The 25039-nt window shown below is 61.0% G+C and carries 25 protein-coding genes; 20 read left to right on the top strand and 5 right to left on the bottom strand.

Annotation, left to right across the window (positions count from 1 at the left end):
- Positions 1-49 precede the first annotated feature (49 nt).
- The 7 genes from exaC to cobJ all read left to right on the top strand — a co-directional run bounded on the left by exaC (position 50) and on the right by cobJ (position 8494).
- On the top strand, positions 50-1570 hold the full coding sequence (gene exaC, locus QQ992_RS01955; protein ID WP_286112077.1) for an acetaldehyde dehydrogenase ExaC: 1521 nt from the start codon (positions 50-52) through the stop codon (positions 1568-1570).
- Between the two features lie 74 nt (positions 1571-1644).
- Positions 1645-3096 carry an ethanolamine permease gene (eat, locus tag QQ992_RS01950; RefSeq protein WP_286112076.1) on the top strand — a complete coding sequence of 484 codons (1452 nt, stop codon included), beginning with the start codon at positions 1645-1647 and terminating at the stop codon, positions 3094-3096.
- Between the two features lie 45 nt (positions 3097-3141).
- Positions 3142-4536, top strand: coding sequence for an ethanolamine ammonia-lyase subunit EutB (locus QQ992_RS01945; protein ID WP_286112075.1), 1395 nt, complete (start codon positions 3142-3144; stop codon positions 4534-4536).
- Positions 4537-4580: 44 nt separating this feature from the next.
- Positions 4581-5384, top strand: a complete 804-nt coding sequence (gene eutC, locus QQ992_RS01940; RefSeq protein ID WP_286112074.1) for an ethanolamine ammonia-lyase subunit EutC — start codon at positions 4581-4583, stop codon at positions 5382-5384.
- A 61-nt stretch (positions 5385-5445) separates the two neighbouring features.
- Entirely contained in the window at positions 5446-6072 is a 627-nt protein-coding gene (locus QQ992_RS01935) for a precorrin-8X methylmutase (RefSeq protein ID WP_286112073.1), read from the top strand.
- Positions 6069-6803, top strand: a complete 735-nt coding sequence (locus tag QQ992_RS01930; RefSeq protein WP_286111449.1) for a precorrin-2 C(20)-methyltransferase — start codon at positions 6069-6071, stop codon at positions 6801-6803. Before QQ992_RS01935 ends, QQ992_RS01930 begins: the two co-directional genes overlap by 4 nt.
- Positions 6791-8494: a precorrin-3B C(17)-methyltransferase gene (gene cobJ, locus QQ992_RS01925; protein WP_286112072.1), complete on the top strand. Its 1704-nt coding sequence runs from the start codon at positions 6791-6793 to the stop codon at positions 8492-8494. The genes QQ992_RS01930 and cobJ overlap by 13 nt, the downstream gene beginning before the upstream one ends.
- A 357-nt stretch (positions 8495-8851) precedes the next feature.
- Here the strand turns inward: cobJ and QQ992_RS01920 are convergent, their stop codons facing one another.
- The 3 genes from QQ992_RS01920 to QQ992_RS01910 all read right to left on the bottom strand — a co-directional run bounded on the left by QQ992_RS01920 (position 8852) and on the right by QQ992_RS01910 (position 10218).
- The gene (locus QQ992_RS01920) at positions 8852-9340 is read right to left on the bottom strand and encodes a DUF2442 domain-containing protein (protein ID WP_286112071.1); all 489 of its coding nucleotides are present in this window, start codon (positions 9338-9340) and stop codon (positions 8852-8854) included.
- Positions 9337-9579 carry a DUF4160 domain-containing protein gene (locus QQ992_RS01915; RefSeq protein WP_286112070.1) on the bottom strand — a complete coding sequence of 81 codons (243 nt, stop codon included), beginning with the start codon at positions 9577-9579 and terminating at the stop codon, positions 9337-9339. The genes QQ992_RS01920 and QQ992_RS01915 overlap by 4 nt, the downstream gene beginning before the upstream one ends.
- Before the next feature lie 84 nt (positions 9580-9663).
- Complete coding sequence (locus tag QQ992_RS01910; protein ID WP_286112069.1) at positions 9664-10218, bottom strand: serine acetyltransferase; 555 nt, start codon at positions 10216-10218, stop codon at positions 9664-9666.
- A 135-nt stretch (positions 10219-10353) separates the two neighbouring features.
- Here QQ992_RS01910 and QQ992_RS01905 point away from each other — a divergent pair, with 135 nt between their 5' ends.
- The 12 genes from QQ992_RS01905 (at position 10354) to QQ992_RS01850 (ending at position 21908) form a co-directional block, all read left to right on the top strand.
- A complete protein-coding gene (locus tag QQ992_RS01905; RefSeq protein ID WP_016484597.1) occupies positions 10354-10815 on the top strand; it encodes an Lrp/AsnC family transcriptional regulator in 462 nt (153 codons plus the stop codon).
- A 146-nt stretch (positions 10816-10961) separates the two neighbouring features.
- The gene (locus QQ992_RS01900; RefSeq protein WP_286113887.1) at positions 10962-11324 is read left to right on the top strand and encodes a toxin; all 363 of its coding nucleotides are present in this window, start codon (positions 10962-10964) and stop codon (positions 11322-11324) included.
- Positions 11302-11616, top strand: a complete 315-nt coding sequence (locus QQ992_RS01895; RefSeq protein WP_286112068.1) for a helix-turn-helix domain-containing protein — start codon at positions 11302-11304, stop codon at positions 11614-11616. The genes QQ992_RS01900 and QQ992_RS01895 overlap by 23 nt, the downstream gene beginning before the upstream one ends.
- Before the next feature lie 162 nt (positions 11617-11778).
- Complete coding sequence (locus tag QQ992_RS01890; RefSeq protein WP_019097148.1) at positions 11779-13461, top strand: flavin monoamine oxidase family protein; 1683 nt, start codon at positions 11779-11781, stop codon at positions 13459-13461.
- A gap of 14 nt (positions 13462-13475) precedes the next feature.
- The gene (locus tag QQ992_RS01885; protein WP_286112067.1) at positions 13476-14270 is read left to right on the top strand and encodes a carbon-nitrogen hydrolase family protein; all 795 of its coding nucleotides are present in this window, start codon (positions 13476-13478) and stop codon (positions 14268-14270) included.
- Between the two features lie 157 nt (positions 14271-14427).
- A complete protein-coding gene (gene pqqF, locus QQ992_RS01880; protein ID WP_286112066.1) occupies positions 14428-16716 on the top strand; it encodes a pyrroloquinoline quinone biosynthesis protein PqqF in 2289 nt (762 codons plus the stop codon).
- A 171-nt stretch (positions 16717-16887) separates the two neighbouring features.
- Complete coding sequence (gene pqqA / locus QQ992_RS01875; protein ID WP_003243383.1) at positions 16888-16959, top strand: pyrroloquinoline quinone precursor peptide PqqA; 72 nt, start codon at positions 16888-16890, stop codon at positions 16957-16959.
- A gap of 79 nt (positions 16960-17038) precedes the next feature.
- Entirely contained in the window at positions 17039-17950 is a 912-nt protein-coding gene (gene pqqB, locus QQ992_RS01870; protein ID WP_119368602.1) for a pyrroloquinoline quinone biosynthesis protein PqqB, read from the top strand.
- 9 nt (positions 17951-17959) lie between these two features.
- Positions 17960-18715: a pyrroloquinoline-quinone synthase PqqC gene (gene pqqC / locus QQ992_RS01865; protein ID WP_108078213.1), complete on the top strand. Its 756-nt coding sequence runs from the start codon at positions 17960-17962 to the stop codon at positions 18713-18715.
- Positions 18712-18987, top strand: coding sequence for a pyrroloquinoline quinone biosynthesis peptide chaperone PqqD (gene pqqD, locus QQ992_RS01860; RefSeq protein WP_003255595.1), 276 nt, complete (start codon positions 18712-18714; stop codon positions 18985-18987). The genes pqqC and pqqD overlap by 4 nt, the downstream gene beginning before the upstream one ends.
- Positions 18959-20119, top strand: coding sequence for a pyrroloquinoline quinone biosynthesis protein PqqE (gene pqqE / locus QQ992_RS01855; protein WP_161989624.1), 1161 nt, complete (start codon positions 18959-18961; stop codon positions 20117-20119). Before pqqD ends, pqqE begins: the two co-directional genes overlap by 29 nt.
- The gene (locus tag QQ992_RS01850) at positions 20085-21908 is read left to right on the top strand and encodes a S9 family peptidase (RefSeq protein WP_286112065.1); all 1824 of its coding nucleotides are present in this window, start codon (positions 20085-20087) and stop codon (positions 21906-21908) included. The genes pqqE and QQ992_RS01850 overlap by 35 nt, the downstream gene beginning before the upstream one ends.
- 134 nt (positions 21909-22042) lie before the next feature.
- Here QQ992_RS01850 and QQ992_RS01845 read toward each other — a convergent pair whose 3' ends face one another.
- Positions 22043-22201 carry a YqaE/Pmp3 family membrane protein gene (locus tag QQ992_RS01845; RefSeq protein WP_009681539.1) on the bottom strand — a complete coding sequence of 53 codons (159 nt, stop codon included), beginning with the start codon at positions 22199-22201 and terminating at the stop codon, positions 22043-22045.
- Between the two features lie 153 nt (positions 22202-22354).
- Positions 22355-23635, bottom strand: coding sequence for an aspartate aminotransferase family protein (locus tag QQ992_RS01840; RefSeq protein ID WP_286112064.1), 1281 nt, complete (start codon positions 23633-23635; stop codon positions 22355-22357).
- Between the two features lie 210 nt (positions 23636-23845).
- On the opposite strand from QQ992_RS01840, the gene QQ992_RS01835 reads away from it, so the two are divergent.
- Complete coding sequence (locus QQ992_RS01835; protein WP_012270171.1) at positions 23846-24769, top strand: LysR family transcriptional regulator; 924 nt, start codon at positions 23846-23848, stop codon at positions 24767-24769.
- The last annotated feature ends 270 nt before the right edge of the window (positions 24770-25039 follow it).

Raw genomic sequence — 25039 nt, 5'->3', positions numbered from 1 at the left:
CTGGCGCGCAAGTGATTTTTATTATAAGAAACACCGCTTGGAGACTTCGATGATCTATGCTCAGCCTGGCACGCCCGGTGCCATCTTCACTCCGAAAACTCGCTACGAGAATTACATTGGTGGCGAGTTCATTCCGCCGAAGGAAGGCGCTTACTTCACAAACAGTACTCCCGTCACTGGCCAGGTCATTGCCCAGTTCCCCCGGTCCACTAGTCAAGACGTTGAGCTAGCCCTCGACGCAGCGCATGCAGCGGCAGCAGCTTGGGGCCGTACGTCGGTTCAAGACCGCGCTCTGGTGCTACTGAAGATCGCCGATCGCATTGAGCAGCACCTCGAAGTACTCGCAGTAGCCGAGACTTGGGACAATGGTAAGCCTATTCGTGAAACGCTGAATGCTGACGTTCCTCTGGCCGCCGATCATTTCCGCTATTTCGCCGGCTGCATTCGTGCCCAAGAAGGCGGCGCTTCCGAAATCAATGAAGGCACCGTTGCCTATCACTTCCACGAGCCGCTTGGCGTAGTCGGCCAGATCATCCCCTGGAACTTCCCGCTGTTGATGGCAGCCTGGAAGCTGGCTCCCGCTCTGGCCGCAGGTAACTGCATCGTCCTTAAACCAGCAGAGCAGACCCCGCTCTCGATTACTGTCCTGGTTGAGCTCATCGGCGACCTCCTGCCACCTGGTGTGCTGAACATCGTGCAAGGGTTTGGCCGTGAAGCCGGCGAGGCCCTGGCGACCAGCAAGCGAATCGCGAAGATTGCCTTTACCGGCTCGACCCCAGTCGGTTCGCACATCATGAAATGTGCCGCCGAGAACATTATCCCGTCGACCGTAGAGCTGGGTGGTAAATCGCCTAACATCTTCTTCGAAGACATCATGCAGGCTGAGCCGAGCTTCATCGAAAAAGCCGCTGAGGGCCTAGTGCTCGCGTTCTTCAACCAGGGCGAGGTGTGTACATGCCCTTCGCGTGCACTGGTTCAGGAATCAATCTTCGAGCCGTTCATGGTTGAAGTTCAGAAGAAGATCAAGGCCATCAAACGTGGCGACCCGCTCGATACCGAGACCATGGTCGGCGCCCAGGCGTCCCAGCAGCAGTTCGACAAGATCCTTTCCTACCTCGATATCGCCCAAAGTGAAGGTGCTGAACTGCTGGCCGGTGGTAGCAGTGAGCAGCTCGGTGGTGATCTCGCTACTGGCTATTACATCCAGCCGACCCTGCTCAAAGGGCACAACAAAATGCGTGTGTTCCAGGAGGAGATCTTCGGGCCTGTAGTGGGGGTAACTACCTTCAAAGACGAAGCAGAAGCTCTGGCGATCGCGAACGATACCGAGTTTGGCCTTGGTGCAGGTGTGTGGACCCGCGACATCAACCGCGCCTATCGCATGGGCCGCGGCATTCAGGCAGGTCGCGTATGGACCAACTGCTATCACCTGTATCCAGCCCACGCAGCATTCGGCGGTTACAAGAAATCAGGCGTTGGCCGTGAAACCCACAAGATGATGCTCGATCACTACCAACAGACCAAAAACCTGCTAGTCAGCTACGACATCAATCCACTCGGCTTCTTCTAACCACTCCGCCAAAAACCTCATCTAATCACTATAACGTCCGTCACCCTTGGGTGGCGGACGAAGAGGGAGTTCAAATGGCAAGCCACGAACCGAACACCGTAGTCCATACCCAAGGTGTGGATATTGAAAGTGTCGATCAAGATTACTTCGCCAGCCGTCAGCTCAAAAAAGGCGCCGCTGGCTGGGTATTGCTAATTGGCCTTGGCGTTGCGTACGTAATCTCCGGCGACTATGCCGGATGGAACTTTGGATTAGGACAGGGGGGCTGGGGCGGGATGCTCCTGGCGACCCTTCTCATGGCGTGCATGTACCTGTGTATGTGCTTCTCGCTCGCCGAGCTGTCATCCATGATCCCAACTGCAGGCGGCGGTTATGGGTTCACCCGGACAGCATTTGGCCCTTGGGGTGGCTTCCTCACCGGAACTGCGATATTGATGGAATATGCAATTGCTCCAGCTGCGATTGCCTGCTTCATCGGTTCTTATTGCGAGTCTCTTTTCGGCCTTGGCGGCTGGCAGGTCTACCTCGCGTTCTACGTGATTTTCATCGGCATTCATGTCCTCGGTGCAGGCGAGGCTTTGAAGATCATGTTCGTCATCACTGCGATAGCTGCCTGTGCTCTGGCTGTTTTCATCTTCGCCATGGCACCACATGTCGATCTGAAAAATCTGTTCGACATCCCGGCATCTACCACCGCAGTAGGGGCCAGCGATTTCCTTCCCAATGGCTACTTCGGCATTTGGGCTGCCATTCCCTATGGAATGTGGTTCTTCCTAGCCGTTGAGGGGGTACCGCTCGCAGCAGAAGAGACAAAGAACCCGAAGAGAGACCTACCACGTGGTCTTATTGGTGCGGTCTTGGTGCTTCTCACCTTCGCCAGCTTAATTCTCCTGGTTGGGCCAGGCGCAGCAGGCGCCCAGGCATTGGTCAGCACTGGTAACCCGCTCGTCGAAGGCTTGGTGAAGGTTTATGGCCAGTCGACCTGGATGAGCCAGTTCGTAAATATCGTTGGCTTGGCGGGTCTGGTCGCCAGTTTCTTCTCGATTATCTATGCGTACTCGCGGCAGATCTTCGCGCTCTCTCGAGCAGGTTACCTGCCTCGAAGCTTGTCTATCACCAATAAAAACAAGGCTCCTGTAGCCGCCTTGATTGTGCCTGGCGTATTCGGATTTGCTCTTTCTTTGACCGGACAAGGCGACCTGTTGATCCTCATCGCAGTCTTCGGGGCCACACTGTCGTACGTCCTGATGATGGCGGCCCACATCACCCTACGCGTTCGTCGCCCGGACATGCCTCGCCCATACCGTACCCCAGGCGGCATTGTGACTTCCTCTATAGCGTTGGTATTGGCCGCGATCGCATTGCTGGCGGGCTTCCTTGTAGACCCGCGTGTTGTTTTCGGTGCCATCGCGATTTACGCGTTGTTCATTGCTTACTTCGCCTTCTATAGCCGTCATCACCTAGTTTCTGGCACCCCCGAGGAGGAGTTTGCTGCGGTGAAAGCCGCTGAGGAGGCGCTGCACTGACCTGCAGCGCACTGAACAAACTCGAATCTTTTAGAGGTTAAGAACATGGCGCAGTACACACATACAGTCGGTGGCCAGCTTTGGCGGTTTGACAGTCTCCGTGAGGTGATGGCTAAGGCTAGTCCAGCACGCTCTGGCGACTACCTCGCTGGTGTTGCAGCATCCAGTGCCGCAGAACGCGTTGCCGCCCAAATGGCCTTGGCCAACATTCCGCTCAAGCAATTCCTCGTTGAGGTATTGATCCCGTACGAAGTGGATGAAGTGACCCGCCTCATCATCGACACCCACAACGCGAGCGCTTTCGCACCAGTGAGCCATCTGACCGTTGGTGGGTTCCGCGATTGGTTGTTGAGTGACGCAGCCGATGAAGCTGCTCTACGGGCCCTTGCACCAGGGCTGACTCCAGAAATGGCAGCGGCAGTTTCCAAGATCATGCGACTTCAGGACTTGGTCCTCGTCGCATCGAAGATCCGTGTAGTTACTCGCTTCCGCAACACCATGGGCTTGCGCGGTCGGATGTCCACCCGACTGCAACCTAATCATCCCACGGACGATCCGGCAGGTATCGCGGCCAGTACCCTGGACGGCCTGTTGTACGGAAACGGCGATGCCATGATCGGCATCAACCCGGCCACGGATAGCATGAGTTCGATTACTACGCTGGTAGAAATGCTCGACGCAGTAATTCAACGCTACGAGATCCCCACGCAATCCTGCGTACTCACCCACGTAACTAACTCGATCATGGCTATCGAACGTGGTGCACCTCTGGATCTGGTCTTCCAGTCCATTGCAGGTTCAGAAGCGGCCAACAAAAGTTTCGGCATCAGTCTCCAAATTTTGCAGGAAGGCTATGAAGCGGGCCTTAGCCTCAATCGAGGCACCGTTGGTAACAACGTAATGTATTTCGAGACAGGGCAAGGCAGCGCGCTCTCGGCAAACGCCCATTTCGATTGCGACCAACAGACCTGCGAAACGCGTGCGTACGCGGTGGCACGACATTACAACCCGTTCCTGGTTAACACTGTGGTTGGCTTCATCGGCCCTGAGTATCTCTACAACGGTAAGCAAATTATCCGCGCCGGTCTGGAAGATCATTTTTGCGCCAAGCTGCTCGGCGTCCCAATGGGATGTGACATCTGCTACACAAACCATGCTGAGGCAGACCAGGATGACATGGATAACCTGCTCACCCTCCTAGGAGCCGCAGGAATCAACTTCATCATGGGCATCCCAGGTTCGGACGACGTGATGCTCAACTACCAAACCACCTCCTTCCACGACGCTCTGTATGCGAGAAAAATTCTCGGGCTTCACGCGACGCCGGAATTTGAGAAGTGGCTGGAGACCACCGGCATCTTCCATCAAAACGGGGGAAATTTGCTGATGGGGAGCGAGATGCCAGCGGCATTCCGTCACACAATTGGCCGTCTGAACTGACGCTCACGCAATAGCTGGACCATGAATTTGAAGGGCTATTCGTTATGTCTAAATCCCCTGCAACTCAAAACGAATGGCAGCATCTGCGTAACCACACGCCCGCGCGCATTGCGCTCGGGCGTGCGGGCACCAGCCTGCCAACCGAGCCATCGCTCGATTTTCAGTTTGCTCATGCATTGGCACGAGACGCTGTCCATACGGCGCTCGACATCCAGCAGCTCGCAGCGAACCTTCAGCAGCTTGGCTTGGATAGCTTGCAACTGAAGAGCGCCGCTATCGATCGGGACACATACCTTCAGCGACCTGACTACGGCAGAAAGCTGCATGAGGATTCCGATGTATTTCTGCGTAATTACGTCTCGGAAAGAAAGGAAGCTTTCGACGTGGCCATAGTTGTCGCTGATGGACTGTCCGCGCTAGCGATTCAGCGTCACACCGTGCCGTTTCTGCAAAGGCTCTTACAAAGCTTCAAGGAAGAAGGCTGGAGTGTCGCCCCCGTATGTTTTGTCCAACAAGGCCGCGTTGCAGTAGCTGACCAGGTCGGAGAAATCCTGGGCGCCAAAATGACTGTCATCCTGATCGGTGAGCGTCCAGGCCTCAGTTCACCCGATAGCTTGGGTCTGTACTTCACCTATGGGCCCAAGGTTGGTCTTACTGATGCAAGCCGAAACTGCATCTCCAATGTCCGCCTTGAGGGCCTACCGTACGGTACAGCAGCGTTCCGTCTGATGTATCTGATGCGCGAAGCCTGCAAGAGGCAGCTGTCAGGCGTTGATTTGAAGGACGAAGCAGAAATTCCGACGCTTGACGGTCAAGGTGCTGGCAACTTCTTACTGGACAACTTCTAAGCGCGATAACGCTGAAGAGCCAACTAGCTCCTTGGTATTTGTGTTGAGCCCGGTGATTTAGATGATTGACTACATCCGCGATGGTCAGGAGATCTATCGCAATTCCTTCCGGATCATCCGTGAGGAAGCCCGGCTCGAGCGGATCCCCGCAGACCTCGAAAAGCTCGCCGTGCGCGTGATCCACGCCTGCGGCATGGTCGACGCCATCGACGGCCTGCAGTTCTCCGAAGGTGCCGGCCGGGCCGGGCGCGAAGCGCTGCTTAACGGCGCGCCGATCTTGTGCGATGCGCACATGGTGGCCGAAGGCATTACCCGGGCACGCCTGCCAGCGGACAACAAAGTTATCTGCACCCTGCGTGACCCGAGCGTACCGGCCCTGGCCAAGGACGCCGGCAACACCCGCTCCGCTGTGGCCCTGGAGCTGTGGCGCCCGCACCTGGAAGGCAGCGTGGTGGTGATCGGCAATGCCCCCACCGCGCTGTTCTACCTGCTGGAAATGCTCGATGCCGGTGCACCTAAGCCGGCATTGATCCTCGGCTTCCCGGTTGGCTTTGTCGGCGCTGCCGAGTCCAAGGCCATGCTCGCCGCCGACAGCCGTGGCGTGCCGTTCGTGATCATGCAGGGCCGCCTGGGCGGCAGCGCGATGGCCGCCGCCGCGGTCAACGCCCTGGCCACGGAGGTGGAATGATGGCGCCGCATGGACGACTGCTAGGCCTGGGCGTGGGCCCGGGCGACCCTGAACTGATCACCCTCAAGGCCCTGCGCCTGTTGCGCGAAGCACCGGTGGTCGGCTACTTCGTGGCCAAGGGCAAGCGTGGCAACGCCTTCGGTATCATCGAGGCACACCTGCAGCCCGAGCAGACCCTGCTGCCACTGGTCTACCCGGTTACCACCGAAGCCCTGCCGGCGCCGCTGTCTTATGAACAGGTGATCAGCGACTTCTACGACGAAGCCAGCGTGCAGGTCGCCGAGCACCTGGATGCCGGCCGCGACGTGGCGGTGATCTGCGAAGGCGACCCGTTCTTCTACGGCTCCTACATGTACCTGCACGATCGCCTGGCGCAGCGGTATGAGGCCGAAGTGATCCCGGGCGTCTGCTCGATGCTGGGTGGTGCTTCGGTGCTGGGCGCGCCGTTGGTGTACCGCAACCAGAGCCTGTCGGTGTTGTCGGGCGTATTGCCGGCCGAAGAGCTCAAGCGCCGCCTGGCCGACGCCGATGCTGCGGTGATCATGAAGCTTGGCCGCAACTTCCCCAAGGTGCGCGAGGTGCTGGCCGAACTGGGCCTGGACGGGCGTGCGCTGTATGTGGAGCGGGCCACCATGGCCAACCAGAAGATCGTGCCGCTGGACCAGGTCGACCCGCAGTCGTCGCCGTATTTTTCGCTGATCATCGTGCCGGGTGAAAAATGGCAGGGTTGAACATGCACAAGGCACCCGCCATCGTCATCCTTGGCCCCGGCAGCCTGGCCACCGCGCAGCGTATCCAGAAGCGTTACCCGCAGGCGTCGATCCATGGCCTGGAAGGCCGGGTCGAAGGTGTCGACCTTCACTACACCGCGTTCGGCGACACCCTGCGCCGGCTGTACCAGCAGGACACGCCGATCATCGCCCTGTGCGCCGCAGGTATCGTCATCCGCAGCCTGGCCAGCCTGCTCAGCGAGAAGGGCGTCGAGCCGCCTGTGCTGGCTGTGGCCGAAGATGGTAGCGCGGTAGTGCCGCTACTCGGTGGCCTGAGCGGCGTGAACGTGATGGCGCGTGAACTGGCTGAAGCGCTGGGGGTTGCCGCTGCCATTACCACCAGTGGCGAGCTGCGTTTTGGTACCTGCTTGCTGAACCCGCCGCAGGGCTATGCCCTGGCGGATATCGAGCAAGGCAAACGCTTTGTTTCCGACCTGCTGGCCGGCGAATCGGTGCGCATCGAAGGTGATGCCCCATGGCTGCAGCAGGCGCAGTTGCCCGCCAGCGAGGCGGCTCGGCGCACCATTCATGTGGGGCATCAGGCGCGCCCGGCCAACCGCGACGAACTACTGATTCACCCGCGCTCGGTGGTTGTGGCTGTTGCAGGCGGTAACCTGCACGGTATTCGTGCCGCACTGCAGCAGGCCGGCCTCGCCGAGCCATCGGTAGCTTGCCTGCTGGCGGACGAGCAGGCCATGGCCGACAGCGGCTTGCATGAGGCCGCGCAGGCGTTGGGTGTTGCCTTGCGCTTCGCTGCCAATCCAGACGGGGTGGCCAGCATGCTTGCGGCGGCACTGCCCGATGCCCGGCTGACCGAGCTTGAGGGTGCGGCCATTGCGGTGGCGCCTGCCCCGGTGGAGGTGGCGCAGGTTGGCCGCCGTCGTGGTCGTCTGGCCGTTATCGGCCTGGGGCCGGGCGCTGCCGAACTGATGGTGCCGGCGGTGAAGGCCGAGCTGGCGCGTGCCGAAGACGTACTCGGCTATGAAACCTACGTGCGCATGGCCGGGCCGTTCCGTGACGACCAGGTGCTGCACTGCACCGACAACCGTGAAGAGATGCAGCGCGCCCGGCATGCCTTCGAACTGGCGGCCCAGGGCCGTTCGGTGGTGGTGGTGTCGTCGGGTGACCCGGGCGTGTTCGCCATGGCTGCTGCGGTGCTTGAAGCGTTGCATGAGTCCAGTGACCCGGCGTGGCACCGCGTCGACCTCGAGATACTGCCTGGCGTATCGGCCTCGCTCGCGACGGCCGCCCAGGCAGGTGCTCCACTGGGGCATGACTTCTGCGTGATGTCGCTGTCGGACAACCTCAAGCCTTGGTCGATCATCGAAAAACGCCTGGACCTGGCGGCCCAGGCTGATCTGGTGCTGGCCTTCTACAACCCGATCTCCAAAGCCAGGCCTCATCAGCTGGGTGTGGCGCTGGAGGTGGTGCGCCGACACCGCGACGGGAACACGCCTGTAGTCCTTGGCCGTGACATCGGTAGGCCGGGGCAGACGCTGAAGGTAGTCACATTGGCCGAGTTGCTGCCAGAAATGGTCGACATGCGTACCATGGTTCTGGTGGGCTCCTCTACAACCTGCATGTTTCCTCGCTTGTCGGGCGGAGTATGGGCCTACACGCCACGCTGGTACCAGTCTGCGAATAGTTGCTAACCAAACTCATCTCACCGCTGCATTAATGGTGCGCTGACCAGGTGCTCCCCGTGATTTGGGCTGCCCAGCGGAGCCACCAGTAGTCTTGTGAAGAATACCGAACAACCGGCAAAAACAGTACAGCCAAGGTACACTGCCCAGCTTGAGCAAGCTTGTCTAAATTACGCTTAACGCCATGTATTACGTGGCCTCCAGCTATGCTAACCTTCACTCAGCTTTGAGTGATTTCGCCAGGCATATCGGTTGGCCGGGCAACTCATAATCCTTTGGTCCACGGTTCGAGTCCGTGTGGGCCCACCAGATATGAAAAAGCCGCGCAATTGCGCGGTTTTTTTGTGCCCGTTGTCTCTTTAGGTATCACGCCCGTTTCTTCGAGGCATGCCCAGCCGCTGCGCTTACCACATCAGCCATCCGCAACGCTTCCCACCCCTTCATTGCCAAGGCGACTGTCCTAGGCACAGGCTTCTCGCCGCTTCGGTAGTAAGCCAGCATGCGCCTGCTCAAACCCAGCTCCTGAGCTGCACGATCCAACGTCAACCCATGCTGGGCCATCCAGTTCCAGATAAGCTCATGCGAACACTCACCTGCTTGTTCGACCGCGCGTGCGCGCAGGTTGTCGGCAGCAAGCTCAAGATTGTCGTCACCTGCCCAGATGACCGTGTCTTTCCACTCACCGATTGCAGCCGTTGCGAATACATTGGGATCGGCCAGGGGGGCCAGCGTCGCAGTTTTCTCGATGATTTCATCCAGAGCAACATTGAATTGCTGCCCGTCGGCAAAGGTCAGTAACAATGAACCAGGGCCCACCACCGCAACCTCGGTCAGCTGGAAATGTTTGTTGGTCATGGATTCAGCTCCTCCCACATTGCTAACAGTCGAGCCCTGTTCCGCGAAGCCCACTCAAGCGCTTCACTCATCTCGCGCTGGGAAACCTGCGAACCACCGAAACCGGTCACCGGTGTCAGATCATTGATCGCAATCAGTGCCTGACGGCCGTCACTGAATCGCAGATGGAAATGCGGTGGCAGATGGTCATTTGCATACAGGCAGATTACGCAATTGGACAGTCGATGGATCGTGGGCATGGGCTGATCATACAGTGCAATGATTGCACCAGACAGTACCAGTCGAGCAATCCGCTCGCAGTCCAAAAAATGTAACTCTTCACGTTACTCCCCTATCGGCCGCATCTCGACCTGCCTCTGGTTGTAGAAAACCATCCCAGCAGGGATATCCCGCGTAACCAGCGACATAGCCCCGATCACCACCTCGTCGCCAATGTCGATACGGTCGGCAACAATGCAGCTGTTGGCACCCATGCTCACGTTGTCGCCAATGCGCAGCGCGTATTCCTCCAGCCCGAGCGTCTTGATGCCGATAGAGCAGTTCTGGCGAATGAAGAAGTTTCGCCCGATGCTGACATGCCGAGTAATCACCACCCCCGGTAGGTGAGCAATGCGCAGGCCGGGCGCGATTTGTGCGCCGATGTCGATGTCCACCGCGTACTTGAGGTTGAGCCGTTGTTGCATGCGCCGGGTGTGACGCCGGGCCAGGCCGCCGCGAGCATCGAGGTATTGGGCCAGGCGGTAGGCAAAGAGAAAGCGCAGTTTGTTGTCCTTGCGTGCGCGCCGCAGTACGTTGAACAGCAGGCTGATACGGCGTCCTGGCCTTTTCTTGTTGGAGACTTCCAGTCGCCAGCATTCGAGCAGGTTGTCGAGGTTCACGCTCAGGTTCTCGTTGGACTAGCGTTTCATCATGCCGAAGGCTCAGCCTTCAGGCCAGCGCGGTCGCTGTAGACGCGGTCTTGCCCTGATTGGCAGTCGCTCGCTAGGCTAGCAGGCCAACCGAAGAGACTCGCCATGTCGGATTCCCGCTCCATCACGCTGGATGAAATCGATCGCCAGCTGATCGCCCTGCTACAGATCAACGCCCGCGAAAGCGTCGCCACCCTCGCCCGCCAGCTAGGTATCGCCCGTACCACCGTCAATTCGCGCCTGGAGCGCTTGGAGAAGAACAAGGTCATCTCCGGTTATGGCGTGCGTCTGGGTCAGCGGGTGCTGGGTGGCGGGCTGCAGGCGTATGTGGGGATCAAGGTGCAACCGCGCTCCGGCAAGGAAGTCGTGCGGCGCCTGAGTGCCATGGGCCAAGTCCAGCAGCTGTGCGCAGTGAGCGGCGAGTTCGACTACGTGGCCTGGCTGCTTACGGATTCGCCTGAGCAGCTGGACCAGTTGCTCGACCAGATTGGCAGTGTCGACGGGGTGGAGAAAACCACCACGTCGATCATTCTCAGCAGCAAGGTGGACCGTGGGCAACCACTTTGAAATGGCACTCGGACTGTACAGCAATCTAAGTAACAAGCTGCAACTCACTACTCCTTAGGTGTAGCTCGAATGCGTATAGGCTGGCTAGCGATGGATTGACATACCTCGTGGCCAACACCAAACTATACGCAGATAACGTACACACCATGGAAGCAGTTTTTGTCGAGCTCCCCCCTTTCGAGCGGCATCGTGCCAGCTACCTGAGTGACGAGGGTTTTCGTTCCTTGCAGCGTTTCTTGATGAACGATCCGCTTGCCGGGGATGTGATCAAAGGCACAGGTGGCCTCAGAAAGCTGAGGTTCTCTGATGCTCAACGTCACAAGGGGAAGCGAAGTGGCATCCGCGTCATCTACTACTTCTGGCTTCCTGGCAGTCAGTTCTGGCTTTTCACCGTGTACGGGAAAGACATGCAAGATGACTGGAGCGACACCGAGCGAAAAATACTGCGAACTCTGCTCGAGCGCGAATATCTGTCGAGGACAAACCATGCACCGCAACCTGTTCACTGAGCTGACTGAAGGCTTTGATGCGCTAGCTGAAGATCGCCAGGGCAAGAAAACCCTGCGCTCGCACAAAGTCAGCTTCACCGAGCTTGCCCCCTTGGCCCCTAACGAACTGCTGGAGCTGCGCCAGCACCTCAACATGTCCAGGGCACTGTTCGCAAATTATTTACGGACCAATGCCAGAACGCTGGAGAATTGGGAGCAAGGCCGTTCCAGGCCCAATGCACAGGCCGTCGCGTTGATTCGTCTTGTACAGAAGTATCCCGAGACGGTGAATCACTTGGCATCCCTGACCTGAATCGTCATAAACATCTTTTAAATGGTAAATATGACGACAAAAGCTACATTAAGACACCACTCTGTGCCTTATTAACGAACACCCCACTCCCTAAAATGACCTCCAGCCATCTCCTATACTCAGGCTCCACCACCCGCGCAGCCCCTCTGGCAAGGTCACTTCATGAACAAGAAAAACCGCCACCCCGCCGACGGCAAAAAGCCCATCACCATCTTCGGCCCGGACTTCCCCTTCGCTTTCGATGACTGGCTGGAACACCCCGCAGGCCTGGGCAGTATTCCGGCTGAGCGCCAGGGTGAAGAAGTGGCCATCGTGGGTGCCGGTATTGCCGGCCTGGTGGCGGCCTACGAGCTGATGAAGCTAGGCCTCAAACCGGTGGTGTATGAGGCCTCCAAACTGGGCGGCCGGCTGCGTTCACAAGCCTTCAATGGCACCGACGGGATCATCGCCGAGCTGGGTGGCATGCGCTTCCCGGTATCGTCCACCGCCTTCTACCACTATGTGGACAAGTTGGGCCTGGAAACCAAGCCCTTCCCTAACCCGCTGACGCCGGCCTCGGGCAGCACCGTGATCGACCTTGAAGGCCAGACCTACTACGCCGAAAAAACCACCGACTTGCCCAAGCTGTTCCACGAAGTGGCCGACGCCTGGGCCGACGCGCTGGAAAGCGGTGCCCAGTTCGCCGACATCCAGCAAGCCATTCGTGATCGGGACGTACCGCGCCTTAAAGAGCTGTGGAACAAGCTGGTACCACTGTGGGACGACCGCACGTTCTACGACTTCGTCGCCACCTCACGTTCGTTCGCCAAACTGAGCTTCCAGCACCGCGAAGTATTCGGCCAGGTTGGCTTCGGCACCGGTGGCTGGGACTCGGACTTCCCCAACTCGATGCTGGAAATCTTCCGCGTGGTGATGACCAACTGCGACGACCACCAACACCTGGTCGTCGGCGGTGTGGAGCAGGTGCCGCAAGGGATCTGGCGCCATGTGCCGGAGCGCTGTGCCCACTGGCCGGAGGGCACCAGCCTGAGCGGCCTGCATGGCGGCGCGCCGCGCACTGGAGTGAAACGCATTGCCCGTGCCGCCGATGGCCGTCTGGCGGTTACCGACAACTGGGGCGACACCCGGCACTACGGCGCCGTGCTCGCCACCTGCCAGACCTGGCTGCTGACCACCCAGATCGACTGCGAGGAATCGCTGTTCTCGCAAAAGATGTGGATGGCCCTGGACCGCACCCGCTACATGCAGTCATCGAAGACGTTCGTCATGGTCGACCGGCCATTCTGGAAGGACAAGGACCCGGAAACCGGCCGCGACCTGATGAGCATGACCCTCACTGACCGCCTCACCCGCGGCACCTACCTGTTCGACAACGGCGACGACAAGCCGGGGGTGATCTGCCTGTCCTATGCGTGGATGAGCGATGCGCTCAAAATGCTGCCGCATCCGGTGGAAAAGCGCGTGCAACTGGCCCTGGATGCGCTGAAGAAGATCTACCCGAAAACCGATATCGCCGGGCACATCATTGGCGATCCGATCACCATTTCGTGGGAGGCCGATCCGCACTTCCTGGGCGCCTTCAAGGGCGCACTGCCAGGTCACTACCGCTACAACCAGCGCATGTACGCACACTTCATGCAGCAGGACATGCCCGCCGAGCAGCGCGGCATGTTCATCGCCGGTGACGATGTATCGTGGACACCCGCCTGGGTGGAGGGCGCGGTGCAAACATCGCTGAATGCGGTGTGGGGTATCATGAACCACTTCGGTGGCCACACCCACCCGGACAACCCAGGCCCGGGCGATGTGTTCGATGAAATCGGCCCTATTGCCCTGGCAGACTGAATCAAGGAGGCGTCATGCGCATCGCGTTGTTCCAGGGCACACCCAAGCCACTGGATGTGCCCGGCAACTTGGAACGGCTGCGCCATCAGGCGCAGTTGGCAGCCGAGCGCGGCGCACAGCTGCTGGTGTGCCCGGAGATGTTCCTGACCGGCTACAACATCGGCCTGCCTCAGGTCGAGCGCCTGGCTGAAGCTGACGATGGCCCGGCTGCCATGCAGGTAGCGAAAATCGCCCAGGCGCACCGCATTGCCATTGTCTATGGCTATCCGGAGCGGGCGGACGATGGCGCGATCTACAACAGCGTGCAGTTGATCGATGCGCATGGCCGCAGCCTGTGCAACTACCGCAAGACCCACCTGTTTGGCGAACTGGACCGTTCGATGTTCAGCGCAGGCCCGGACCACTTTCCGGTGGTCGAGCTTGAAGGCTGGAAAGTCGGCCTGCTGATCTGCTACGACATCGAGTTCCCGGAAAACGCCCGGCGCCTGGCGCTGGCGGGTGCCGAGCTGATCCTGGTGCCGACGGCGAACATGGCGCCGTATGACTTCATCTGCCAGGTGACCGTAAGGGTACGGGCGCAGGAGAACCAGTGCTACTTGGTGTATGCCAATTATTGCGGCGCGGAAGACGAGATCCAGTATTGCGGGCAGAGTAGCATCATCGGCCCGGATGGTAGTTTGCTGGCCATGGGCGGGCGGGATGAATGCCTGTTGCTGGCCGAGCTGGAGCATGAGCAAGTGGTGCATGGGCGGATGGCATTTCCTTACCTGACAGATCTGCGTCAGGAGCTGCATCTGCGTAACCGCTGACAGGGGCAGCGGTGCGGCCCAATCGCCGGCAAGCCAGCTCCCACAGGATCGCGACAGATTGGAACATTGTGGGGTACTTGTGGGAGCTGGCTTGCCGGCGATTGGGCCGGGCCTGCAAACAAATGGGTTAGCATGGACAGCAGTAACCGGAGCCCCCATGCCTGACGCCATCCGCCACCTCACCCTCGCCAACGGCCTGCAACTGACCCTGCGCCACGCCCCGCGCCTGAAGCGTTCGGCCGCCGCCCTAAGGGTACATGCGGGTAGCCACGACGCACCGGGCAAATGGCCGGGCTTGGCCCACTTCCTCGAACACCTGTTCTTCCTCGGCACCCCACGCTTTGCGCTGGACGACGGCCTGATGCGTTACGTGCAGACCCTGGGCGGCCAAGTCAACGCCAGCACCCGGGAACGCACGACCGACTTTTTCTTCGAAGTGCCGCCCAGTGCGTTGGCCGGGGGCCTCGAGCGTCTGTGCCAGATGCTCGCCGAACCGGATCTGGGCATCGAGCGCCAACGCCGCGAGCGTGAAGTGATCCACGCCGAGTTCATTGCCTGGTCACGCAACCCGCAGGCCCAGCAGCAATTCGCCTTGTTGCAATCAGTGTCGCAAGGCCATCCGCTGGGCGCATTTCATGCCGGCAACCGGTATACCCTGGCCCTGCAGGCCCCTGCCTTTCAGCAAGCACTTACGGGTTTCCACCAACGCTTCTACCAGGGCGGCCAGATCGTCTTGAGCCTGTGCGGGCCGCAGCCGCTGGATGAGCTGGAGCAACTTGGCCGGCAGTATGCGACGCTGTTCGCCACAGGCAAGCATGTGCCGCAAATCGAACCGCCGCCATTGTCTGCGACGGCTACACCACTGGCCTTCACTCACGAAAACCTCCCGGCAGGTGCCGAGCAAGCGCTGGAGCTGCTGATCGCCTGCCTCGGCGACAGCCGCCCGGGCACCTGGTTGGGCGTACTTCGCGAGCGTGGCTGGCTGCAAAGCTTCAAGGCCGAAACGTTGTATGCCTTTGCCGGGCAACTGCTTTGGCACCTCGACCTGAAGCTCAGCGCCGACGCCTGCCCAGACGAAGCCAGCGCCCTGTTGCACGGTTGGTTCAGCTTCATCCGCCAGGTCGACCTCGAGCTGTTGAACCGCGAATTCGGCCTGCTGCAGCACAGCCGCGAACGCAGCGCCAGCGCACTTGAGCTGGCCCGCCGGGATAGCACAGGGCAGCCATTCGCCAAGTTGGATGCGCAGGGTTTACAGGCCCTGCAAGCCGTACTGGAAGGCCTGCCATGCAGCGAGTATGGCCAATGGCACATGCCCTTGGTCGACCCCTTGCTGATGGCTGATCTGCCCCATGCCAATGCAATACCACTACCGGCAGCGCTGCAGGTCAGTGAGCAGCTCCCTGGCGCCCGCCAATACGCAGCGCTCTACCTGCGCTGGCACGTACCCTCACCGTTGCGCCAGCGTTTTCAGGGCGTACTCGAACAGGCCCTCGCGCCTCTGCAGGAGCGCTGTGAACGCGCCTCTGTTCAACTGCACTACACGGCTGCCGGGGAATACTGGCAGTTGCGCTGCGCCGGGCTACCGGCAGCGGTGCTGCGGGCAGTGGAGCAGGCCTTGGCGTTGATGCTCACCCCCCCGGCCAGATGCTGGTTGCCTTGCACAACGCCACCAGCGGCACTGATCCCCATCAGGGCCTTGCTCAAGCATTTGCCAGACGCGGTGCTCGGCACCCCGCCCCCAGTTGCGCCTGCCTGCACGCTGGAGCAACAGCAACTCGAAAGCTTGTGGCAGCACGCAAAATGGCATGGCCTTGCCACGGGCTTCGACAATGCCGCGCTAAGCGCTTTGGGGCCTGCGTTGCAGCACTGCCCCGGGCACGGCTCGCTACCTGTCCCCCCACCCACATGGGCCAACCACCGTTGGCAACATGCCGAAGTACCGGGCAGCGAACACGCCCTGCTGCTGTTCTGCCCGCTACCTGCGGCCAGCGAAGCCAGCGGCCGCCTGCTCGCGCAACTGCTGCAAGGGCCGGTTTACCAGCGGCTGCGGGTGGAGCTGCAGCTCGGCTATGCGGTATTCAGCACCTTTCGTCAGATAGAGGGGGTCGGCGGCCTGCTGTTCGGGGTGCAATCGCCTCACACCCACCAGGCACAGATCCTCGACCACCTGCTCACGCTACTCAGCAAGGGTGTCACCCTTGACCCAGGCATCCAACAAGCCCTGGCCAGTCAATTCGATGAACCGGCCATGGCCAACGCCGATGTCGCCGAATGGGCGTGGCAGACACACCTGGCTACACAACCCAGCAGGCTGGATACGTTGCGCAGGGCTATTCTGAACACGCGGCAGACGGATCTGGACCACCTGCTGGGTAACCTGCTCGATGCAGACGCCTCCTGGTTGTGTTTGGCCAACGCTGCCGCGCCAACTCCTACGTGGAAGTGATCCAGACCCGTGATTGTTACGCAAATTGCAACGGCACTTTTCGAATAATTAACCTTCCAGTACAAATTTTTCTTGTAAGATAGCGCAATCCCAGTTCCGGGAACCGCCTTTGCGTGGTGGTACCCAAGTAGTAACTGAGCAACCCCAAACCCATCCGGAAGGAGTAATCCCATGTGGACCAAACCTGCATACACTGATCTGCGTATCGGCTTCGAAGTCACCATGTACTTCGCTAACCGCTAAGCCCGGCTTAGGGTTCCACGCCTCGGCCTGCCGGGGCGTTTTCGTTTTTCCGATCCGGTTTTCTGCATAGAGAGTGGCCATGTACATCCAGGTTCTCGGCTCCGCCGCCGGTGGCGGGTTCCCGCAGTGGAACTGCAACTGCGTCAACTGCAAGGGCTTTCGTGACGGCACCCTGCGGGCCACGGCGCGCACCCAGTCGTCCATCGCCCTGTCCGACGACGGCGTACACTGGGTGCTGTGCAATGCCTCGCCCGACATCCGCGCCCAGCTCCAGGCGTTCGCGCCGATGCAGCCAGCCCGGGCCCTGCGCGACACCGGCATCAACGCCATCGTGCTGCTGGACAGCCAGATCGACCACACCACCGGCCTGCTCAGCCTGCGTGAAGGCTGCCCGCACCAGGTGTGGTGCACCGACATGGTCCACCAGGACCTCACCACCGGCTTCCCGTTGTTCAACATGCTCAGCCACTGGAACGGTGGCCTGCAGTGGAACCGCATCGAGCTGGAAGGTAGCTTCGTTATCGAGGCCTGCCCAAACCTCAAGTTCACCCCATTCCCTCTGCGCAGCGCCGCACCGCCTTATTCGCCGCACCGCTTCGACCCGCACCCGGGCGACAACCTGGGCCTGCTGGTCGAAGACACCCGCACCGGCGGCAAGCTGTTCTACGCCCCAGGCCTGGGCCAGGTGGACGACAAACTGCTGGCGATGATGCACGGCGCCGACTGCCTGCTGGTCGACGGCACGCTGTGGGAAGACGATGAAATGAAACGCCGTGGCGTGGGCACTCGCACGGGCCGCGAAATGGGCCACCTGGCGCAGAACGGCCCGGGCGGCATGCTCGAAGTGCTGGACGCTTTCCCGCGCCAGCGCAAAGTGCTTATCCACATCAACAACACAAACCCGATCCTCGATGAAGACTCCCCGGAGCGCGCCGAAGTCCAGCGCCGCGGTGTGGAAGTTGCCTTCGACGGAATGAGCATTGAGTTGTAAGGAGCCCTGATGAGCGACGCATTGCCAATGTCCCCTGCCGAATTCGAGCAGGCCCTGCGCGCCAAGGGCGCCTATTACCACATTCATCACCCGTACCACGTGGCGATGTACCAGGGCCGCGCCACCCGTGAGCAGATCCAGGGTTGGGTAGCCAACCGCTTCTATTACCAGGTCAACATCCCGATGAAGGATGCCGCGATCCTGGCCAACTGCCCCGACCGCGAAGTACGTCGCGAGTGGATCCAGCGCCTGCTCGACCACGACGGCGCACCTGGTGAAGACGGCGGCATCGAAGCCTGGCTGCGCCTGGGCCAGGCTGTCGGCCTGGACCCGGACCAGCTGCGCTCCCAGGAGCTGGTACTGCCCGGCGTACGCTTTGCCGTCGATGCCTATGTCAACTTCGCCCGCCGCGCCAGTTGGCAGGAAGCGGCCAGCAGCTCGCTGACCGAGTTGTTCGCCCCGCAAATCCACCAGTCGCGCCTGGACAGCTGGCCACAGCACTACCCGTGGATCGACCCGGCCGGCTACGAATACTTCCGTACCCGCCTGGGCCAGGCTCGTCGTGACGTAGAGCACGGCCTGGCGATTACCCTGCAGCACTACACCACCCGCACGGGCCAGGAGCGTATGCTGGAGATCCTGCAGTTCAAGCTGGATATCCTCTGGAGCATGCTCGACGCCATGAGCATGGCCTACGAGCTGAACCGCCCGCCCTATCATTCCGTCACCCAGGAACGGGTGTGGCACAAGGGGATCACCCTATGAGTTTCGACCGCAATCAGGTGCCGAACTGGCGCCCCGGCTACCGCTTCCAGTACGAACCGGCGCAGAAAGGCCATGTGCTGCTGTACCCCGAAGGCATGATCAAGCTCAACGACAGCGCCAGCCTGATTGGCGGCTTGATCGACGGCCAGCGTGACGTGGCCGCCATCATCAGCGAACTCGAACAGCAATTCCCCGATGTCCCGGAAGTGGCCGACGACATCGAGCAGTTCATGGAGGTGGCCCGTGCCGAACACTGGATCGTCCTCGCCTGAGTTGCCGCCCACGCCGGAGGTCGGCCTGCCGCTGTGGTTGCTGGCCGAGCTCACCTACCGCTGCCCGCTGCAATGCCCGTACTGCTCCAACCCGCTGGACTTTGCCGCCCAGGGCCAGGAGCTGAGCACCGAGCAGTGGTTCAAGGTGATGGCCGAGGCTCGGGAGATGGGCGCGGCGCAAATCGGCTTTTCCGGCGGTGAACCGCTGGTGCGCCAGGACCTGGCCGAACTGATCGGCGAAGCCCGCCGGCTGGGTTACTACACCAACCTGATCACCTCGGGCATCGGCCTGACCGAAGCGCGTATCGCTGACTTCAAGAAGGCCGGCCTGGACCATATCCAGATCAGCTTCCAGGCCAGCGACGAGCAGGTGAACAACCTGCTGGCCGGTTCGAAGAAGGCCTTTGCGCAAAAGCTGGAGATGGCCCGCGCCGTGAAGGCCCACGGCTACCCGATGGTGCTCAACTTCGTTACCCATCGGCACAACATCGACAAGATCGACCGCATCATCGAGCTGTGCATCGCCCTGGAGGCAGACTTCGTCGAGCTTGCCACCTGCCAGTTCTACGGTTGGGCGCACCTCAACCGCCTGGGCCTGCTGCCGACCCGTGCGCAGCTTGAGCGGGCCGAGCGCATCACCAACGAATACCGGGACAAGCTCAAGGCCGAGGGCAACCCGTGCAAGCTGATCTTCGTCACCCCGGACTACTACGAAGAGCGTCCCAAGGCCTGCATGAATGGCTGGGGCAACCTGTTCCTCACCATTACCCCGGACGGCACCGCGCTGCCCTGCCACGGCGCCCGCCAGCTGCCGGTGCAGTTCCCCAATGTACGCGACCACGACCTGCACCATATCTGGTATGAGTCGTTTGGCTTCAACCGCTTCCGTGGTTATGAGTGGATGCGCGAACCGTGCCGCTCCTGTGACGAAAAAGAAAAGGACTTCGGCGGCTGTCGCTGCCAGGCCTTCATGCTGACCGGTGATGCCAGCAACGCCGACCCGGTGTGCGCCAAGTCGGCCGACCACCGCATCATCCTCAAGGCCCGCGAGGAGGCAGAAAGCGCCCAGCTCGCCATTGAACAGATGACCTTCCGCAATGAGCGAAACTCCCGTGTCATCGCCCGTGGCTGAATTCAGCGCGGCCCAGGCCGTTGCCGCCGGCACCGACTTCGCCGAACTCAAAGCCAGTGCCGACGGGCTGTTCTGGCTCGAGTTTCGCCCGGCCGATGGTGCTTGCCGTATCTGGCACTGGCTGTACCACCAGGCCCGCTGCCTGACGCCGGATGGCTTCAGCGTGCGCAGCCGGGTCTACGAGTACGGCGGTGGTAGCTTCTGCCTGGGTGGCGACGGGCTGGTGTTCGTCAACGAAAAGGACCAGCAGGTCTACACCCAGCCGCTGGACGATTCGCAACCGCGTGCGCTGACCGAGGATGCCAGCTGCCGCTACGGCGATGTGCAGTGGCACGATGGCCAGGTGCTGGCCGTCGAGGAACGCCATGCCGAGCAGGTGGAGCATCGGCTTGTCGCGCTGAGTGAGAGCGGCCGGGTGGTGCTCGCCGAGGGCGCCGATTTCTACGCCTCACCCACGGTGAGTGCAGATGGCATGCGCCTGGCGTGGATCGAATGGGACCGACCGGCACAGCCCTGGACTATCACCCGATTGATGTGCCGCGCACGCGACAGCAGTGGCCAGTGGGGACCGGCGCAGTGCATCGCCAGCAATGATGAGTCACTGCAACAACCGCGTTTCGATGCCGAAGGCCGGCTCTACTGCCTGTCCGACCGCAATGGCTTCTGGCAGCCCTGGGGCGAGGTGGATGGCCACTGGCAGGCGTTGCCTGCCGAGACTGCGGACCATGCTGCTGCGCCTTGGCAATTGGGTACCTGTACCTGGTTGGCACTGGGGCCGCAAAGCTATCTGGCGAGTTGGTTCAAAGACGGCTTCGGGCAACTGGGGCTGCGTAACCCCGATGGGCGCATGGAGCGTTTCGCCAGTGGCTACACGCGCTTTCGCAGCCTGGCCATGGACAGCGATCACCTTTATGCCATTGCCGCCTCGCCCATCAGCCCGCCTGCAGTGATTGCTGTCGACCGCAGTAACCACGAAGTACGTGTGCTGGCCGGGGGGGCCGAGATACTGCCGGCAGGGCAAATCAGCCTGCCGCAGTCGATTCACTATGGCAGTGATGGCGAGCGGGCCCACGGATTCTTCTACCCGGCAGCGCACTCGCAAGGCGCCACGCCGCTGGTGGTGTTCATCCACGGCGGGCCGACCTCGGCCTGCTATCCGGTGCTCGAGCCTCGCATCCAGTACTGGACCCAGCGCGGCTTTGCCGTGGCCGACCTGAATTACCGGGGCAGCACCGGCTATGGCCGGGAATACCGCCAGGCATTGCACCTGCGCTGGGGCGAGAGCGATGTGGCCGATGCCTGTGCGGCGGTCGAATACCTGGCGGCTCAGGGCCTGGTCGACAAACGCAAGGCGTTCATCCGTGGCGGCAGCGCGGGTGGCTACACCACCCTGTGCGCCTTGGCCTTCCATGATGTGTTCCGCGCCGGTGCCAGCCTGTACGGGGTCAGCGATCCGGTTGCCCTGGGCCGGGCCACGCACAAGTTCGAAGGGGACTATCTGGACTGGCTGATCGGCGACCCGCAACAGGATGTCGAACGCTACCGCCAACGCACACCGCTGTTGCATGCAGGGCAGATCAAGGTGCCGGTCATTTTCTTCCAGGGTGAGCTGGACGCGGTGGTGGTGCCGGAGCAGACGCGGTCGATGCTGGCGGCGTTGCAGGCTAACGGGATCGAGGCTGAGGGGCACTTCTATGCGGGCGAGCGGCATGGGTTCCGCAAGGCAGAGAACTTGGCCCATGCATTGGAAGAAGAGTGGAGATTCTATTGCCGGGTGTTGAAAGGCTGAAATTTGGGGGCCGCTTTGCGGCCCTTTCGCGACACAAGGCCGCTCCTACAGGTACTGCGCCACATTCAGATTTATGCGATCCCTGTAGGAGCGGCCTTGTGTCGCGATGGGCTGCAAAGCAGCCCCAATAAGCCTCACCGTTTGGCGATGATGTACACCGCATGCACGATCCCCGGAATGTAGCCCAGCAAGGTCAGCAGAATATTCAGCCAGAACGCCCCGCCAAACCCCACCTGCAAGAACACGCCAAGCGGCGGCAGGATGATGGCGATGATGATGCGAATAAAGTCCATGCAAGTCTCTCCTGAAGGGGTTATCTCACAGACTAGCCGCCCACCGCAGAGGTTCCACAGGCAAAAAAAAACGCCCCGGGCCGAATGAAACAGGCCAGGGGCGATGCGCAGGAACGCCAGACGGTTCGTTGAATTCTCAGTGTTGCTACACAGTCAGGCCGGCACTTCGCGGCGGGCCTGCTGCTGCGCATGAAGACGGGCAAAAGCGCGTGCCAGGCGCAGCAGCATTTCGTCGATGTTGCCCTTGCTCACGGTCAGCGCAGGTGAAAAGCGCACCACATCCGCTTGTGGCGCGTTGAGCAGCAGGCCTTCGTGCAGCGCCGCAGCCACCAGTTCACGGGCCAGGTTTTCTTTGAGTTGCAGCGCCCACAGCAGGCCTTGCCCACGCACTTCGCCCTGGCCATAGCGCCCGGCCAGCCGGCTCAGGCCTTCACGCAGGTGACGGCCGTTGTCCTGCACATGCGTGAAAAAGCCAGGCTCCAGCACGGTGTCCAGCACTGCCAGGCCGGCGGCGCACATCAGCGCATTGCCGTGGTGGCTGCCTTCCAGTTCGCCAGGCTCGGCGCAACACGCCGTGCCCCGAGCCAGCAAGGCGGCCAGTGGCACCCCACCGCCCAGGCCCTTGCCCAAGGTGATGATGTCGGCACGCACGCCGTAGGTTTCCTCGGCCAGCAGCGCACCACAGCGGCCAATACCGGTCTGCACCTCATCGAGGATCAGCAGGATGCCCAGTTCGCGGCAGAGCGTTTCCACACCCTTGAGGTATTCCTGGGTGGCCGGAATCACGCCCGCCTCGCCCTGGATCGGCTCGAGCATGATCGCCACGGTGCGTGAATCCACCTCGGCGTGCAGTGCCGCCAGGTCGTTGAACGGCACCTTGCTGAACCCCGGCAGCCCAGGCTCACAGCGGTTGCATGGCAGCGGGTCGGACGCCGACAGCGCACCCAGGCTGCGGCCGTGACAGGCCTGGCTGGCCGTGATGATGTGATAGGCGCCGTTGCGGTGCAGCTGGCCCCACTTGCGCGCCAGCTTGATCGCGCCTTCGCAGGCCTCGGCACCACTGTTGAGCAGGTAGGCCTGGTCGCTGCCAGTGCTCTGACACAAGCGGTTCACCAACCCCAGCAAGCCACGGCTATGGAAGCCCGAACCCGGGTTGATCAACGCCTGGGCCTGGTTGCCCAGCGCTTTCACCAGCACGCTCGGGCTGTGGCCCAGGCTGTTGACCGCGCCGCCTTGGGTGAAGTCCAGGTAGGCATGCCCTTCACTGTCCCACAACCAGGAGCCTTGGCCACGCACGAAGACCTGCGCTGTGCGCTCGGCGCTGGGCATCAGGCGATCACGCGACAGCTCAGCGGCTTGCGGCACGATCACCGGCGCACGCTTGGGCTCGGCGGCAGCGACAGGGGCCGAGCGGCGCAGGTTGAACAGGTTCATCAGGGCTCCAACCAATCACGGTAAGGGGCGGCAACGGTGCGGTCTTGGTGCCGGCACTCGATATTTTGCCTTGCCTATCAAAAGTGTTTTTCATCCGGGGTAACAATCGACCGATTCATCGCTGTAACCCGTTGGAATACGGCGATAGACTAGGCTTCGCGAGGGTTTTCGACCATTTCGTTTTTCCAGCATTTTCGATAAGTGTTACTTATGGATTTCCGCCAACTGCGTTATTTCGTCGCGGTGTATGAAGAAGGCCACGTGGGCCGCGCTGCAGAACGCCTGTCGCTGTCCCAGCCGGCACTCTCCCAGCAGATCCGGCAGCTGGAGCACAGCCTTGATTTGAGCCTGTTCGAGCGCAGCAACAAGCGCCTGTTGCCTACCTTGGCTGCCCATACCCTGTACAACCATGCCTTGCCCTTGCTTGACGGCCTGCAACGCGCCCACGAGGCCATGCGCAACTTCAAGGGGCAGTCGCTGCGCACCCTGGCCATCGGCGTGCTGCAAACCGTGCGACCGAGCCTGGTGCCACAGCTGCTCGAACGGCTGCGCAAGGCTCAGCCGCACCTTGTCGTGCAGATCTACGAGTTGTCGGGGCTGGAGATCGAACGGCGCCTGCTCAACGGCAGCCTGGACATCGGCATCAGCTACCTGCCGCCGCGCCAACCCGGGTTGCATGGCCTGCTGCTGTATGAAGACGAGCTGCAACTGGTCATCCCCGATACCCACCCGCTGAAGGACTTCAAGAAGGTGTCTATCCGCCAGGCTGCCGAATTGCCCATGCTGATGCTGGGCGAAGAATTCCAGATCCGTCAGATCTGGCAGGCGCAACTGGCCAGCCAGGGCCGTCGACCGCAGGTTCAGGCAGAGATGAACAACATGGCGGGGATTCTCGACAGCCTGGCGCACACGGCGCTGGCGACCATCCTGCCCGGGCGGGCCAAGGAGGCCGCCGAAGATGATCAGGGGCTGTTGTGGAAGCCATTGAGCGAGCCACGGGTGCCGCTGAAGGTTGGCCTGGTGTTCCGTGATGCCCAGCGCCAGCAGGCCTCTGTGGAGCTACTGCGCACGCTGCTGGAAGAAGAGACGGACGCCCGCCTGTTGGGGGCATCACCGCTGGATGTGCTGGCCTGAAAAAACACGCGCACAAAGAAAACCCCGCCGAAGCGGGGTTTTCCAGACTGTTTCCCTGTGACATCCGTATCGCCCCGCCGTCCTGGCAGGTGGTCCTTCGTCGTCTTCCTTGATCTGTCCTTTGCGCTTCCTGCGCAACGTCCATGTGGTAAAGATTAACCGTGGATCCAATCTGAGAACAGTGGTGAAAAGTCACCACGTCGTGTAGGAAAAAGCTTACAAAGAGGATTCATTCCCAGACATGCCGAAAATCGGGGCCGCCAAGCGGCC

Source organism: Pseudomonas kurunegalensis, assembly GCF_030291635.1.
GTDB classification, from domain to species: domain Bacteria; phylum Pseudomonadota; class Gammaproteobacteria; order Pseudomonadales; family Pseudomonadaceae; genus Aquipseudomonas; species Aquipseudomonas monteilii.
Note: the sequence above shows the minus strand (reverse complement) of the source record. Positions and strands in the feature narration are given on the sequence as shown.